At 51.8% G+C, this 14,081-nt stretch carries 16 protein-coding genes and 1 pseudogene; 11 read left to right on the forward strand and 6 right to left on the reverse strand.

The features are described 5' to 3' along the window. The first annotated feature begins 51 nt into the window (after positions 1 to 51). The 8 genes from HP435_RS04910 to HP435_RS04945 all read left to right on the forward strand — a co-directional run bounded on the left by HP435_RS04910 (position 52) and on the right by HP435_RS04945 (position 7,611). The gene (locus tag HP435_RS04910; RefSeq protein WP_173597101.1) at positions 52 to 729 is read left to right on the forward strand and encodes a response regulator transcription factor; all 678 of its coding nucleotides are present in this window, start codon (positions 52 to 54) and stop codon (positions 727 to 729) included. Then, positions 726 to 2,153 carry a HAMP domain-containing sensor histidine kinase gene (locus HP435_RS04915; protein WP_173598650.1) on the forward strand — a complete coding sequence of 476 codons (1,428 nt, stop codon included), beginning with the start codon at positions 726 to 728 and terminating at the stop codon, positions 2,151 to 2,153. The genes HP435_RS04910 and HP435_RS04915 overlap by 4 nt, the downstream gene beginning before the upstream one ends. A gap of 121 nt (positions 2,154 to 2,274) precedes the next feature. Next, positions 2,275 to 3,384, forward strand: coding sequence for a Fe(3+) ABC transporter substrate-binding protein (locus HP435_RS04920; RefSeq protein ID WP_122966199.1), 1,110 nt, complete (start codon positions 2,275 to 2,277; stop codon positions 3,382 to 3,384). Between the two features lie 3 nt (positions 3,385 to 3,387). Next, the gene (locus HP435_RS04925) at positions 3,388 to 5,043 is read left to right on the forward strand and encodes an ABC transporter permease (protein ID WP_173598649.1); all 1,656 of its coding nucleotides are present in this window, start codon (positions 3,388 to 3,390) and stop codon (positions 5,041 to 5,043) included. Next, complete coding sequence (locus HP435_RS04930) at positions 5,040 to 5,681, forward strand: ABC transporter ATP-binding protein (RefSeq protein ID WP_122966197.1); 642 nt, start codon at positions 5,040 to 5,042, stop codon at positions 5,679 to 5,681. The genes HP435_RS04925 and HP435_RS04930 overlap by 4 nt, the downstream gene beginning before the upstream one ends. A 129-nt stretch (positions 5,682 to 5,810) precedes the next feature. Then, the gene (locus HP435_RS04935) at positions 5,811 to 6,533 is read left to right on the forward strand and encodes a DsbA family oxidoreductase (protein WP_063230443.1); all 723 of its coding nucleotides are present in this window, start codon (positions 5,811 to 5,813) and stop codon (positions 6,531 to 6,533) included. 18 nt (positions 6,534 to 6,551) lie between these two features. Further along, positions 6,552 to 7,037, forward strand: coding sequence for an RrF2 family transcriptional regulator (locus HP435_RS04940; protein WP_173598648.1), 486 nt, complete (start codon positions 6,552 to 6,554; stop codon positions 7,035 to 7,037). 94 nt (positions 7,038 to 7,131) lie between these two features. Then, complete coding sequence (locus HP435_RS04945) at positions 7,132 to 7,611, forward strand: ankyrin repeat domain-containing protein (protein ID WP_173597096.1); 480 nt, start codon at positions 7,132 to 7,134, stop codon at positions 7,609 to 7,611. 79 nt (positions 7,612 to 7,690) lie between these two features. On the opposite strand, the gene HP435_RS04950 is transcribed toward HP435_RS04945, so the two are convergent. The 5 genes and pseudogenes from HP435_RS04950 to HP435_RS04970 all read right to left on the reverse strand — a co-directional run. After that, positions 7,691 to 8,137 (reverse strand): NUDIX domain-containing protein, encoded by a 447-nt coding sequence (locus HP435_RS04950; RefSeq protein ID WP_370641095.1) that lies wholly within the window; start codon positions 8,135 to 8,137, stop codon positions 7,691 to 7,693. Positions 8,138 to 8,216: 79 nt separating this feature from the next. Continuing rightward, positions 8,217 to 8,798 (reverse strand): GNAT family N-acetyltransferase, encoded by a 582-nt coding sequence (locus HP435_RS04955; RefSeq protein WP_122966193.1) that lies wholly within the window; start codon positions 8,796 to 8,798, stop codon positions 8,217 to 8,219. Positions 8,799 to 8,991: 193 nt separating this feature from the next. Then, the gene (locus tag HP435_RS04960) at positions 8,992 to 9,519 is read right to left on the reverse strand and encodes a DinB family protein (protein WP_122966192.1); all 528 of its coding nucleotides are present in this window, start codon (positions 9,517 to 9,519) and stop codon (positions 8,992 to 8,994) included. A gap of 36 nt (positions 9,520 to 9,555) precedes the next feature. Further along, positions 9,556 to 10,431 (reverse strand): radical SAM/SPASM domain-containing protein, encoded by an 876-nt coding sequence (locus HP435_RS04965; protein ID WP_122966191.1) that lies wholly within the window; start codon positions 10,429 to 10,431, stop codon positions 9,556 to 9,558. Positions 10,432 to 10,789: 358 nt separating this feature from the next. Next, a pseudogene (locus tag HP435_RS04970) lies at positions 10,790 to 10,972 on the reverse strand (hypothetical protein); the annotation flags it as partial. A gap of 52 nt (positions 10,973 to 11,024) precedes the next feature. Here HP435_RS04970 and HP435_RS04975 point away from each other — a divergent pair. Both HP435_RS04975 and HP435_RS04980 read left to right on the forward strand, forming a co-directional pair. Next, complete coding sequence (locus tag HP435_RS04975; protein ID WP_229049829.1) at positions 11,025 to 11,261, forward strand: hypothetical protein; 237 nt, start codon at positions 11,025 to 11,027, stop codon at positions 11,259 to 11,261. 96 nt (positions 11,262 to 11,357) lie between these two features. Then, on the forward strand, positions 11,358 to 12,122 hold the full coding sequence (locus HP435_RS04980) for a GNAT family N-acetyltransferase (protein ID WP_122966190.1): 765 nt from the start codon (positions 11,358 to 11,360) through the stop codon (positions 12,120 to 12,122). A 129-nt stretch (positions 12,123 to 12,251) separates the two neighbouring features. On the opposite strand, the gene HP435_RS04985 is transcribed toward HP435_RS04980, so the two are convergent. After that, complete coding sequence (locus HP435_RS04985) at positions 12,252 to 12,797, reverse strand: TetR/AcrR family transcriptional regulator (protein ID WP_122966189.1); 546 nt, start codon at positions 12,795 to 12,797, stop codon at positions 12,252 to 12,254. Positions 12,798 to 13,050: 253 nt separating this feature from the next. On the opposite strand from HP435_RS04985, the gene HP435_RS04990 reads away from it, so the two are divergent. Continuing rightward, positions 13,051 to 13,950 (forward strand): alpha/beta hydrolase, encoded by a 900-nt coding sequence (locus tag HP435_RS04990; protein ID WP_122966188.1) that lies wholly within the window; start codon positions 13,051 to 13,053, stop codon positions 13,948 to 13,950. Positions 13,951 to 14,081: the final 131 nt, after the last annotated feature.

Genomic DNA, 14,081 nt, shown 5'->3' on the forward strand with positions numbered 1-14,081 from the left:
TCATCTACAATCAGATGGACTTCCCCATGAGGGACAAAAGGTGAGTAAACGATGAAAAGAGTGCTTTTGATTGAAGATGAAAAAAACATGGCAAGATTTATCGAGCTTGAATTGCGCCACGAATCGTTTTCCGTCGTTGTCGCTGATGACGGAAAAACAGGACTGGAGCTTGCGCTAAAGGAAGAGTGGGATCTCGTACTGCTCGACTTGATGCTGCCGGAAATCGATGGGATCGAAGTGTGCCGCGCCATTCGCGAACGCAAAAAAACGCCGATCATCATGCTGACGGCCAGGGACAGTATCGATGATCGCGTCTCGGGTCTGGACAGCGGCGCAGACGACTACATCCCGAAGCCGTTTGCCATTGAGGAGCTGCTTGCGCGAATGCGGGTCGTGTTCCGCAGACAGGAGGAACAGACCGACCTGACGCGGACGAAGCTTGCTTTTCGCGAGCTTGTCGCAGATTTGGAAGCCCGCACGGTAGCAAAAGCCGGCCAAACCATCGAGCTGACGAAAAGAGAGTATGATCTGCTGGTGGTGTTCATGAAAAACATCAACCGCGTATTGCCCCGCGATGTGCTGCTGGACACGGTATGGGGATACGAGTCGGCGGTGGAAACGAACGTGGTCGACGTGTACGTGCGCTACTTGCGCAACAAAATCGACTCGGCACAGGAAGGCAGCTACATTCAGTCCGTTCGCGGAATCGGATACGTGATGCGCAAATGAAAAAATACACCCCGTCGCGCCTGTCCAGACTTCCGATCAAATGGAAGCTGACCCTTTGGTCGTCCGTGCTGCTGTTTTGTGTGTTCATCGTCTACAATACCGTCCAATACTTTTTTGTGGAAAAATGGATGATCCATCAGGAGGAACAAGCCACCGAAAAAACGATGCGCGAGATTCTCAATTTTGCTCTGGAAAGGGAGATTTCCTTTGAGGGGGCCGATCTCGACGAAATGCGCGGCTTCCTGCAAAAAATCAACCAGCAAGACCAGCGAATCCGCATCCTCGACGAACAAGGAAACCCGGTCGCTGTCGTGTCCAATGGCATCGAGGACAGCCTGGCAGCTACGATCACTGGCTCCCCGCATGAACAGTGGCGGAGCATGCACGTCAAAGGCAATCTGCTGTTGATGGAGCGGCCGATCACGATTTTTCAGTTTGACGGCACGGTGGAGATTGTAAAAAACATCAACGAATTTGAGCAGCTGAGCGGAGCGCTGTTTCAATTTATGGCGATCGGCTGTCTCGTTGCGGTTATCATCAGCGGCCTCGGGGGGCGGATGCTGGCTCGCCAGCTGGTGAAGCCGCTGCAGGCGATGAATCAGACGATGAAAAATGTGAAGCAAAAAGGGCTGGCTGAGCGGATCGCCTTTTACGATAACCACGATGAGATCGCTACGACGATGAACATGTTTAACGTCATGATGGACAAGGTCGAACGTTCTTTTCAACAGCAGCGGCAATTCGTCGAGGATGCCTCGCATGAATTGCGGACGCCAATCGCGATCGTCGAAGGGCATTTGGGCATGCTGCATCGCTGGGGCAAGCATGACCCTGCCGTTCTGGAGGAATCTTTGCAAATCTCGATTCAGGAGCTGGCGAGGTTAAAAGCGCTGGTAGAAGAACTGCTGGCACTGACGCGGGCGGAAAACTTGCAAATGGATGAAGCAACGGCTGTGTGCGAGCCGGAGCAAGTCATTTTGCAGACGATCAAAAAAGTGAATGTGCTGCATCCGGCTTTCATCATGGAGCGTGACTTGCGAGAGTTGTCAGGAGTGAGGCTTGCGATATCGGTGGAGCACCTGGAGCAGATTTTGCTGATCCTGCTCGACAACGCCGTCAAGTATTCGCGGGAACGAAAACGGATCGCTGTGCAGGCGACGGTGCAAAAAGAAAGAGTGTGTCTCGCCATCAAGGATGCAGGGATTGGCATTCCGGCAAAAGACTTGCCTTTTGTCACAGATCGCCTGTATCGGGTAGACAAGGCACGAAACCGCAAAAGCGGCAGCGCAGAAGGGAACGGGCTTGGTTTGTCGATCGCGAAGCGGCTGGTCGAGCGGTACAACGGGGCTTTGTCCATCGAGAGCATCGAGCAGGAAGGGACGACTGTAAACGTCTTCTTGCCGATTCGCGCGGGCGTGCAATGAGGACGAAAAATGTTTTTTTGATTTTCTCATCGTTTTCTCATTTTGTTTCGCTAGAATAAGCCTTGTCGATTGGAAATGATATTCATTATCAAAACAACCGGAGTAAAGGGGACGAATCAAGATGAGAAAAACAAGCATGCTCGGTCTCATGCTTTTTACGATGCTGACCGTGCCGTTCATGGCAGGCTGCGGTGCCGGACAAGGGCAAGGCGAAGGCAGCGCGAATCAGCCGCAAGCCAGCACGGAAGCGCCAAAAGCGGACGAGAAGGCAAGCAAGGATCAGGTTGTCAACGTATTTACGGCCAGACACTACGAGATCGACAGCAAGTTGTTCAGCGAGTTTACCAAGCAAACCGGGATCAAGGTCAACGAAGTAAAAGGAACTGCCGAGGAGCTGGTTGAACGCCTGAAGCGCGAAGGGGAAAGCTCGGAAGCGGATTTGTTCATCACCGTGGATGGCGGCGTGCTGAACTATGCCAAACAAAATGGCGTTCTTCAACCAATTACTTCCGCCGAGGTAGATAAAAACGTGCCGAGCAAATGGCGCGATTCCGACAATGAGTGGATCGGCATGGCGACCCGCGCTCGCGTCATCGTGTATGCAAAAGACCGCGTGAAGCCGGAGCAGCTGTCTACTTATGAAGATTTGGCGAGCGACAAATGGAAGGGCAAAGTGCTGGTGCGTTCTTCTTCCAACTTGTACAACCAATCGCTGGTCGCTTCTTTCATTGAGCTGAACGGCGAACAGGCTGCCCAGGACTGGTCAACTGGCCTCGTCAACAACCTGGCTCGCAAGCCAGAGGGCGGCGACCGTGATCAGGCAAAAGCCATCGCTGCCAAGATCGGCGATGTTGCGATCATGAACACCTACTACGTCGGGCAAATGCTGAACTCCAAAGACGCCGAAGAAGTGAAGGTCGCAGAAAATATCGGCGTATTTTTCCCGAACCAAACTACGACTGGCACACATATGAACATCAGCGGCATCGGCCTGACCAAGCACGCCAAAAACAAAGACAATGCCATCAAGCTGGTGGAATACATCACGGGCAAAGAAGGCCAAACGATGTTGACACAAGGCAGCTTTGAATTTCCTGTCAACGCCGAGGCAGAGCAGCCAGCGCTGTTGAAAGAGTGGGGAGAGTTTAAAACACAAGAACTGAACTTTGCCAAGCTCGGCGAGAACAACAAAAAAGCCGTTGAACTGATGAACAAGGCAGGGTGGAAATAAAAGATGACGGGAGCTGCGTTGCGAAGAAGCCTGAAACGAAAGTGGAACGGGTGGGTAGCGCTGAGCGTGACAGGGGCCGTTTTGGCCCTTCTCCCGTCTCTTTATATTTTGCTCGGACTGTTTGCTCGAACAACCGAGAACTGGCAGCATATTCAGGAATACATGCTGCTGGACTACGCGCTGCAATCGCTCTTGCTTGTGCTGGGAACCGTGTCCTGTACGATCGTCGTAGGCGTTTCGCTGGCTTGGCTGGTAGCTGCCTACGACTTTCCGCTGCGGCGTTTTTTTTCGTTCGCTTTCGTACTGCCGCTGGCGATCCCGCCGTATATTGCCGCGTATACGTACGGCAACATGCTGAGCTATACGGGGAGTATTCAAACTTTTTTGCGAAATGAATGGGGGCTGGCTCCCGATCAGCGCTATTTTGACATCATGTCCATGAAGGGCGCTATTTTTATTTTCACGCTGTTTTTGTTCCCGTACGTGTATTTGATTGCGAAAACATTCATGGAGAAGCAGAGCGCGGCTTTCATCGAGAACGCCCTCTTGCTGGGGAAAAATTCGTTGCACATCTTTTGGCGCATCGTGCTGCCACTCTCGCAGGCTGCGATTGCCGGCGGGGCAAGTCTCGTTGCGTTTGAAGTGCTGAACGATTTTGGCGTCACGAAGCACTTTGGCATTCAATCGTTTACGGCTGCCATTTTCAAGACGTGGTTCGGCATGTATGACGTCGATTCTGCAATTCGTCTGGCGGCCTGGCTCATGAGCTTGATTATCGGGATTTTTGTGGTCGAACGGCTGGTGCGCAGACGCAAAAAGTTCAGTTCCCCGACCAACCGCATGACGCCATTGCGCAGGAGAAAGCTGAAGGGACTGCCCAAGTACGCGGTGCTGTGCTTTTGTGTCACGGTCGCAGCTTTGTCTTTTTTCATTCCGGTCGCGCAATTGGCAGTTTGGGCGACGTGGACGTACAAGGAAGTGCTGAACGACGTATTTGTGCAGCTTTTGACCAATACATTGCTGATTTCCTGTATTTCCATCACGCTCTTGATGATTTTGGCTGTCACAGTGGCAAATGTCATTCGCTACTCGCGAACTTCCGTATTTTCGCTGGTCATGACCAGGCTGATTTCCATGGGCTATTCGATCCCGGGAGCGGTATTGTCCATCGGCGTGCTTGCCGTCGTGATTTCACTCGACAAAGAGCTTGCGCCGTTGTACGCCTGGCTGGGCTTCGCGGAAGGCAAGCTGGTCATCAGCATGTCGCTGTTCATGCTCATTTTCGCGTACATCATCCGCTTTCTCGCGGTCGGCTACAACGCAGTGGAAGCGGGGTTTGAAAAGACGGGAAACCGTTATGCGGAGGCGTCCCGCTTGCTCGGCATGGGGATGACGCGCACTTTTTTCAAAGTGGATTTGCCGTTGATCAAGGGCGCAGTAATTACCGGGTTCATCCTCGTGTTCATGGAGATCGTCAAGGAGCTGCCGCTTACTTTGCTGCTTCGTCCTTACAACTTCGAAACTTTGGCGACGAAAGCGTACCAATACGCCAGCGATGAGCAGATTCATCAGGCGTCGATTCCTTCGCTGCTCATCATCGGTGTCGGCATCGTTTCGGTTTACTTTTATCACTGGCTGGGGGAGAGGCAGGCAAAATGAGCTTTTTTCAATTGGAGAACGTCACATTTGGCTATGATACGGGGAGCGGGCCTGTCGTGCGCGATTTTTCGCTGCGCATGGAGCAAGGGGAGATCGTCGGGATACTGGGAAGCAGCGGCTGTGGAAAAAGCACGTTGCTGCGCTTGATCGCCGGGCTGGAAGCTCCTGCGGGAGGGCGGATTTTGATCGCTGGAAAAGTGCTGGTCGATCCGCGGCAGTTTGTCGAGCCTGAGCATCGTGGGGTCGGGATGATTTTTCAAGATTACGCTCTGTTCCCTCATCTGACCGTCGAGCAAAATATTTTGTTTGGACTGCATCGGCTGACCAAAAGGGAACGGGAACAACGTCTGGGGGAAATGCTGTCTCTTGTACAGATGGAGGGCTACGGAAAGCGGTATCCGCACGAGCTGAGCGGCGGACAGCAGCAGCGGGTAGCTTTTGCCCGGGCTTTGGCGCCCCGTCCCGCGATTTTATTGATGGATGAGCCATTCAGCAACCTGGACGCGGATTTGAAAAAGAAAATACGGGAAGATTTGAAGCAGCTGCTTCGCCACGCGCACATCACGACGATATTGGTGACCCATGACAAGGAGGATGCGGAAACGATTTGTGACCGGATCATCCGACTGGCTCGGTGACGGGCAAAGTGTCGCTTTCTCCTCAAAAGTGCAGCATACAGCAAATAGATGGTGTATAATGTGCTTGTAACGATTGCAGTTTACGGTTGGCCTGTCGGCAAGAGCCGTTGAATAAGAGGAGGATGTACGATGAAAGTAGAAGTTTGGTCTGATTTTGCCTGCCCGTTTTGCTATATTGGCAAGCGTCAACTGGAAGGAGCTTTGTCGCAGTTCCCGAACAAGGATCAGGTCGAGGTCGTTTACCGCAGCTTCCAGCTCGATCCAACCATGGAGCGCGATACGAACATGGACATGCATCAGGTGCTGGCGTCCAAATACGGCATGTCGCTTGAGCAAGCAAAAGGCATGAATGACCGTGTAGCTCAACAGGCAAAAGGTGTCGGTCTGGACTATTACTTTGACACGATGATTCCGACGAATACGTTTGATGCGCACCGTCTCGCCCACTACGCGGCTACTCACGGCAAAATGACGGAGATGAAGGAAAGACTGCTGAAAGCGTACTTCACGGAATCGCTGCACTTGGGAGATCACGAAGTATTGGCGCAGCTCGCTTCCGAGGTTGGACTGGACAAAGCGGAGACGCTCGCCATGCTGGCCGGTGACGAATACAAAGACAAGGTGCAGGAAGACAAGCAAAGAGGTGCCGATCTTGGCATCAACGGCGTGCCGTTCTTCGTTTTCAACAACAAATACGCGGTATCCGGCGCACAGCCTGGAGAAGTGTTCCTGGGAGCGCTGAACAAAGTATGGGAGGAAGAACAGGCTGCTGCCCCTCTCCAGTTTGTCGGCCAGGATGAAAAAGAAAAGACAGCCGGGGACAATTGCGCGGACGGTTCCTGCAAGCTGTAAACGACAGGTTGTGTGAGCATGAAGCTGAATCGAATTGATCAGATAGCCAAGCCGCGCTTTCGGATTGCTGTTCACGTACTGGTCTGGCTCGCCCAGAGTGGCGGAGTGCTGTCGAGTGCTACGATTGCGGCCCAAGTCAAGACACATGCAACTTTTTTGCGGCGTGTCATGGCCCAGTTGACCCGTGCCGATATTGTGGAGGCAAAAGAGGGGCGCGTCGGCGGCTACTATATGACGAAGTGCCCGAAAGAGTTGACGCTGGCCGATATTTACCGCTCTCTCCCGGAAGAACGTGAGGAAGACAGTCAGGAAGAGCTGGATTGCGGCGAGGTTGGCGTGCAGCTCGATCAGCATTTGGAGTCATTGATGAATCAGGCTGAGCAGCAGCTAATCTTGTTCCTCGAGCGGTATACGCTGGCAGATGTCATGGACAGCATCGGCTTTGGCCAGGTAGAACCGAGCGAAGAATTGCTGGAAATCAAACAGGAAGGCCGACTCTTGTAATGGGAGTCGGTTTTTTTGTGGAAAAAACAGGATATTGCATTTTTTTGCCGAAGCGTTTTGCAGAAGAAGTCCAAAGGAAAAGGAAGAGAGCGCAATGGCATATACATTCGAAGATTTGTACGAAGCAACAGAAATAGACGATTTCGATGAGGTCAAACGGATCTTGCAAAAGCAGCCCGATTTGATTCATGGCAAGGACGAGTATGAGTTTTCCATCTTGCATGCGGCGGTGATGACTGAAGACGAACAGTTGCTTGAATGGTTGATCGCAAAAGGTGCCGATGTTCACGCCAAAAACGATGAGGGCATCACGCCGCTGCACATCGTCTTGTACCCGGAGATTGCCGCCCTGCTGATTCGGCATGGGGCGAATGTCAACGCTGCGGCGCATGACGGAAGTGCCCCGCTGCACACACAAGTGTCTGACGGGGAGGAACGGCTGGATGTCATCGAGGTGCTGCTTGCGCACGGAGCGGATAAAACGCAAAAGGACGATCGTGGTCAGACTCCGCTCGATATTGCCCTTGAACGCGAGGAAAAAGAGATCGCTCAATTGCTTGGACAAGCGGAGTAAGGCTCGGATTTGTTTGGGAAAAGCTGCGCTGATTTACTGGCGCAGCTTTTTGCTTTGCCTTGTTTTGCTTGGCAATCGATTACATATGGCTTGGCGCTGCCGCTCTTTTTTGCAGCGCTTCAATGGCAGGCAGCGTAAAGCAAGCGAGATTTGCGGGGAGGTTGTCCAGAGCGAACCATTTGACTGCCCCGATGGCCCCGCCTTCCTCCATGTTGCGAGCGACCCCGTTCTTGACCACGACTTCGTAGATGGCGGACACCCAATGCTCTCCTGCGTCAGCCTGAATCGTTTCCGCCATGCAGAGCAGGCCGACGATTTCCACATCGAGGTCGACTTCTTCTTTTATTTCCCGAATGACACAGGCTTCTAACTGCTCGTACGGATCGATTTTTCCGCCGGGGATGCTCCAGGTGTCCTTTTGCGGATTCCGATTGCGCCATACAAGCAAAATTTCGTTGCGCTCATTGCGGATGACCGCGCCTACTCCCAGTCGGGGCAGGGTTTCATTGGTTGTGTTCATTGTCATAACTGTGCTCCTTTTGTGCGTAAAAATTCAGCGACGGCATCGTGATCTTGCCGGATCACCAAGGAATGGCAGCCGTTTTTTACCGAAGACGGGTTTCCGTCAACGGATAGTGGCTAAGCACATGTTGCTTGAAGGTCGCATAACTGCACTCGTATACATGGGAATCGTGGTCGCTTTCGCACAGAAGAGTCATCCCGAGACGGCGGGCAAACCGATTGCCGGCAGCTGTCAACGTATCAATGATGATCGAGTGGACGCGAGTGCCGCTTCGTTCGACCTCATCCAGCACGTCGAGATAATGGCGGAGCATGATAGGCAGGGCGCCACTTTTCCGATAAGCATCGGCGACAACGACGCAGGACAAATAGTAATGGGCTGACTCGCCAGGCAGCTTCGGATCGTCGATATCTGCTGTGGTCATGAGGCTGTCGTTGAAACGCCCCGCTGCGATCTGCTCGTAGATGTGTTTCTTGACTGGAAGCAGATTCATGAAAGCGACAATCCGTCCGTCATCCTCCATGGCGACGATGCTGTCAGGCCGATAGCGATACCAGTTATAGCTTTCCTCGTACGGCGTGATGAACTCGGCGTCATAGTAGGCAAGCTCCAACTGCTCCATCTGCCGAAAATGCTCCAATTGCAGCTGCTCTTGTTTTTTCATGGTTGTGCTCTCCTTGATCAGACTCGATGATGCGTGCATGGTGCAAGGCTGTCTGAAGCCATCGGGTGTTGGAAACTAACTAGCATTTTAACATAGAGCGGAAGCCGTTGTGAAAGAATGGAAAACATTCCGATCAGAGAGTGAGTCATGAAAAAAGAGGGGGAACGGCTCCCCCTCACGAAAAAGTTTTCCGTTATTTGTCCTGCAAAATACCGAGGTACTCTTTCCACGGGCCTACGTCTGTCGTGTATCGTTTTGCCATCACGCGAACGATTTGGGCGATGTGCGTCAAGTCGTGGACGACCCAGGTGGAGATCAGCTCCCGCGCTTTTACCGGACCGAATGCCGGGTGCAAGCCGGTCAGCTCCAGATGCTGGTCGGGATCAATCAGCTCGGTCAGTCTGGCGATATTTTGCAGGCGAATCGTCTTGAAGTCCTGCAATTTTTCTTCCAAAGATGTCTCGGCCTGATTGTTCAGATGGGCAAAACGGTCAAACGGAGGGAACGGCTCGCTCTCGCCCGCGAGCAAAAGATGTTCCAGTCTCGGTATCCAATTCGTTCGTTCCGCTTCGATCAGATGCTCCAGAACTTGTAGCGGGCTCCACGTATTTTCGCCTTCCGTGCAGTTGAGCCATTCGCTCGAAAGTCCTCCGAGAGTATGCTGCAACGTCTGCGGTGTGCGCTCCAGCATCCGGGTAGCCTCACGCATTGTGAAATTCATCGAATCGCCCCTTCTGATCCGTGTCAGGATAAGTGTTTATGCGCCAAAACGCTGGCGATACCCACAGCGTTTGCACAATTCCTCGACAGCTTCCCTCCGTGAAAACCCTTCGACGATAGCATTGGCCCGCTCGCCTTCCACAATATCGGTAAACGTTGTCTGCTGAATGTTGCCCAGTTTGATGACACCTTCGCCGTCCAGACAGCAAGGAACGACTGTCCCGTCGACAAGAATGGCAGCCTGACTGCGCAGCGCGTGGCAAAAGCCGCGGCCCTCGTCGCTTGGAGCTGTCATGCTTGGCCACTGAAACTCGTGATCCTGATTCAAATATACGCGCTCGGCGATTTTCACGCCGCTGCCGGGCACGACTTTTTCTTCAATCTGGTAGTCCAGGCCAAACTCTTTTTCAATCATCTCCAGCGTCTGGCGGTTTCTGCTCTTTTGAATGTTCGTGATGTTGTCCTGGGTCAAATTCCAGAGGCGAAAGGAAAAGATGACGTTGTGTTCCGCAGCATCGCGGACAAAAGAGAGAATTTCCCGCAAGTAGCCTTCGCGGTCGGTGGAACCGATATGGCCGTCAAAGCTGTGCAGGGAGAAGTTCATTTGCCGCAGGGCAGGCTTTCCCAACAGCTTATGCCGATTTTTCGCGATCAATGTGCCGTTGGTCGTGATGTTGACCTTGAAGCCTTTTTCGTGGCTCACGTCGAGCATCTCGTCGATTTTGGGATGCAGGAGCGGCTCTCCTTTTACATGCAAGTAAATATGCCGGGTATGCGGCTTGATCTCATCCAGCCGTTTTGCGAAGTTTTCCACCGAGATAAACGTAGCCTTGCGCTCGGTCGGCGGACAGAACGTACAGGCGAGATTGCAAATACTCGTGATCTCTATATAAACTTTTTTAAATGTTTTCAAGATCGTGTCTCCATTCCAGTTGTCCTTTGTTAGTAGGCAGGTATACCTCACATAGTAACATAGGAGGGGAAAGAGGGGGAGCGGTGTATTATGGCGGGAAGTGCTGCCACTGGTTGAAAATGCCTGGCTGCCGGGAAGCGGATGTTTCCTCTGCAATGAGGGCGCGGCATTCCATGTGTCTCAAAAAAACAAGAAGTAACCGTCCGCCAAAGTCCAGCGAGTCGGTTACTTCTATATATAAAGGTATAAAGGGAAACGATCAGCCTATCGCGCCGTTTATTTTTTCACGCTTTCAATATACTTGGTCAGGTACTCCTTCACTTTTGTCGGATCGGCTTTCAGCTCATTGCCTGTTTTCACTTGCGTACAGCGTGTTGTTGTACTTGTCGCCTTCCGTTTCCGTATTTTGATCGCCATACGGGATGTCTTTGTTTTTATCAAAAGTTGCCACGTCGTACGTGTTGGTTTTCTCCACTTGCTGCTTGGATACGATGCCTCCCGATTGGTGCGCCAAATAGTTCAATACTTGAGGGAAAGGCTCGACCCTTTGGACGTAATCACGTCGTCATCGGCATGAATATACGAAGACTTTGTTGGCGGTGATTCCGATTCCCGATCCGCAGGTTGAGGCGAAGAAGAAGAGAGTGTTGGTGGAAGAGCAGGCGGGAGTGGACAAGTACAACCTGGAGCATTCTGAGCTTGTCGAAGTATCGAAAGGGCATTGGGGGAATGCGGGCAGATGGTTCCCCTCCAGCATACATGGATGGATTGATTTCGCGGTGCCCCGTGTCTTTGCGCAGCAGATTTCAGATGGCTTCGCTCTATGTTAAAATATCCCTGTATTTCCATATCGCTTTTCGTTCTAGTCTTTCATTTCGTGACTAGCCACTCATGGATGAGGAGCGAAACAAGGGAGGCGGATTACGGTGGAGTTTCTGTCATTGACGAAACATAACATAGAGTCTGAACACATCTGCTGTGCATTGGGTGCCAAACAATACGAGCAGGCAGTTGCGGAAAAAAAGGACTGGCTGACCGCGCGCATGGAAGAAGGGCTCGTTTTTTACCGCCTGAACGAACGGGCGAAGGTTTTTATTGAATACTTGCCTGCGGAAATGGCCTGGGCACCGATTGAAGCGCCCAATTACATGTATATCAACTGTTTGTGGGTTTCAGGCAGGTATAAAGGCAAAGGATACGCCAAGCAGTTGCTGGATCATTGCAGAGCGGATGCCGTCAGCCGAGGGATGGACGGCATCGTGCATGTCGCGGGGCGGAAAAATTACCCGTATTTAAGCGAGAAGCGTTTCTTTACACATATGGGATTCGCGGTCGTCGACGAAGCGGAGCCGTATTTTCAATTGTTGGCTTGGAAGTGGAACGAGCAGGCTGCCGCTCCAGCTTTTGCGAAGCGGGAACCGCTTTTTTTACAGCAGAAAGGCGTGGTCATTTTCTACACGGCGCAATGTCCGTTTGCTGTGGGCGTATTGGATGAGCTTGCGAAAGTGGCGAGCCGAAAAAATGTTCCTTTCCGTGCTGAGCGGATTACCACCAGGGCAGAGGCGCAACAAGCCCCTACGATATGGACGACCTTCGGCTTGTTCTACAACGGAGAGTTTGTTACGCACGAGATATGGAGCGGAAATAAATTTGAGAAATGGCTGGATGAGCTTCACGCCAGCCGCAATTGAGTTTGGCAGAGAAAAAGGGAAAGGCAGGAGGACGGCTTCTGCTTTTCCCTTTTTCTTATAGCTGCAAGGGCAAGAGTGGATACGGGCGACCTGCGCAGGAGCCAGCAGCAACATTTTCAAGTCGCTTCCTCACAAATTCCGCTCCAACAATCTCCCCATTTGTTCAGCCAAAACCTTTTGCGAGACAGGCCGATTATTTGCAAACCACCATTCCACCAGCCCGACCAGGGCGGAAGCTACAAACTGAATGATCACTCCTTGATCAAACCCCTGATTTTTCCCCTCGGTTACATTCACTTCTTTTTTTACTTCATCAATGAGATAGTCCAGAAATCGCGTGCGGAAATAAGGTGCTCCTTTACTGGTGAGCATCAGCGAAAAGAAAGCGTAGTGTTCTTCAAAGTATCTGCTCCAGATTTCGGTGGCTTCGATAAACTCCAGTTCGGAAGAAGATTCGCACAGTGTCCGGAGCTGTTCGATGTGGGCCTCGATCAGCTTGTCCAGCAAGTCGTACTTGTCCATGTAGTGCAGGTAGATCGTGCCCCGGCTTACGTTGGCTTTGTCGGAAATGTCCTGAATGGTAATGGCATCGAAACTTTTTTCCGCCATCAGCTCAATGACCGCTTTTTTTACGGCTTCTTGTGTTTTGAGGATGCGTCTATCCACCTTCGCCATGAGTTGTCACCCATCTTTCTATCGATCATGTACAAATGATATCGATTTGTTCAGTACTAAACAAACGGCAGGAATCTAACAATTGTAGATTTGCTAGACATATTTATAATAATAGACATATGTTTAATAATATATCAACGTTTATTATCTTTTGCCGCACGAAAGTTACTGACGGAAGGAAGGGCGCTGGAAGAGCTTGACTGTATTCAAATAAAAACCTTCTATAATAGACGAACGATAAGGAGACTTCGACATGAAAACATCGATCACTTTTAAAAATGGTCTTTTGCATATGGCAGGCGATCTGTACTTGCCAACCGATTTTGACGAAGCGAAAAAGTATGCTGCGGTCGTGACTGTGCATCCAGGCGGAGGCGTCAAGGAACAAACGGCTGGCCTGTATGCACAAAAGCTTGCCGAGCAAGGATATGTTGCACTGGCATTTGATGCGTCTTATCAAGGGGAAAGCGGTGGCGAGCCGCGCCTGTTGGAAGATCCTTTTGCCAGAGTGGAGGATGTTCGCAGCGCGGTAGATTATTTGACCACGCTTCCGTTTGTCGATGCGGAAAAAATCGGGGCGCTTGGCATCTGCGCAGGCGGCGGTTATGCCGTAGCGGCGGCGCAAACAGAACGCCGGATCAAAGCGGTGACGACGGTCAGTGCGGTCGATATCGGTGCGATGTTCCGCGGGGAAGACAGTGCCGCGGCATTGCAAACACTCGAAGCAGTAGGGAAACAGCGCACGGCAGAAGCAACAGGCACCGAAGCGATGTTTTTGCACTGGGCGCCGAACTCGCTTGAAGAAAGAGCGCAAGCAACTTCCGTGCTCATGCAGGAAGCTTACGACTACTACCGGACTCCTCGTGCGCAACACCCAAATTCTACAAACCGCTTCCTGTTCAGCAGTCTCGACAAGCTCATGGCGTTCTCGGCAACGACCAATATCGGCACCTTTTTGACGCAGCCGCTCCTGTTGATTGCAGGAAGCGAAGCAGATACGCGCAGCTACAGCGAGCAATTTTTCGCTTTGTCGAATGGGCCGAAAGAACTCTTTTGGGTAGACGGCGCAACACATATCGCGATGTACGACATTCCTGAGTATGTCGCGCAAGCGGTAACGAAATTGACGGCGTTCTTTGGTGAAAATCTGTAAGGCTATAAGTATGCATGCAGAAAAAGGCTAAGCCCCCGCTTCCAACGGTGCTTGGCCTTTTCTTTGTGTTGGGCGATGCGAGCAGCCAATCAGCCGCTGTTACAATCAATTGGACAGCGCTGGCTAAGGTC

The organism is Brevibacillus sp. HD3.3A (assembly GCF_013284375.2).
Taxonomy (GTDB): domain Bacteria; phylum Bacillota; class Bacilli; order Brevibacillales; family Brevibacillaceae; genus Brevibacillus; species Brevibacillus parabrevis.